Here is a 688-nt window from a genome sequence, read left to right on the forward strand (position 1 = left end):
CTTCCGAAGAACAGACTGTTCTTTCGTTGGACAGTGATTGGTCTTATCGCTCTTTCCGCCGCCATATTGTCTATTGAGTATTCTCCGTCATTTCTGTAGGCGAAGATCTGATTCCAGAAGTTCTTCAGATAGTTAAGGGCCTTGCTCATAAGTTCGCTTCGGTTCTCTTCAGGATTTGCCAGCAGATCATAAAGCTCTGTCCTTATCTTATCAATGATTTCTGTCGTTTCCTTACAGTTCCTTCTGCGGTAAATCTCGTCTGCTGTGAGTTTTTCCCGGCGGTAAGTATCTTCCATGCCGTATAATCTTGCTATCAGCTCAAGGAAGATTCTTGCCTGCAGGCTTCTCTGGTGTCGTAAGCATACTTGAACTTAGCCCTTGCATGAGCCAGACAGCAGAAAAACTCTTTCATTGTCAAGATACATATATACATTGTAACTATCAGAAGTTATGCAGTCCGTTAATACTTATCATAAGCCCCTAGTTTCTCTACCAGTGTTTTCAGCCCCTGATAGTCTAAGCCTTTCTTCTGAATGCACAAGCCCTCACGGGTTCTTATCATCACCATGATGCTTCCTTTATGGGGAGTTGTACGTTTGGGCTTGTCTTTAGCAACATCCTGCTGTTCTTCATTACCAGCCTGAATCAACTCTTCAGGAATTCCTTCCACTTCTACAGGTACAACCTT

General features: G+C 43.3%; 2 pseudogenes. Both read right to left on the reverse strand.

Annotated features, from left to right (window positions below):
- Positions 1 to 452 (reverse strand): annotated as a pseudogene (locus tag I6E24_RS16530) (IS66 family transposase); the annotation flags it as partial.
- A gap of 8 nt (positions 453 to 460) precedes the next feature.
- A pseudogene (locus I6E24_RS16535) lies at positions 461 to 688 on the reverse strand (hypothetical protein); the annotation flags it as partial.

Origin of the sequence: Bacteroides caecigallinarum, from assembly GCF_021530995.1 — a bacterium.
GTDB classification, from domain to species: Bacteria; Bacteroidota; Bacteroidia; order Bacteroidales; family Bacteroidaceae; genus Phocaeicola; species Phocaeicola faecigallinarum.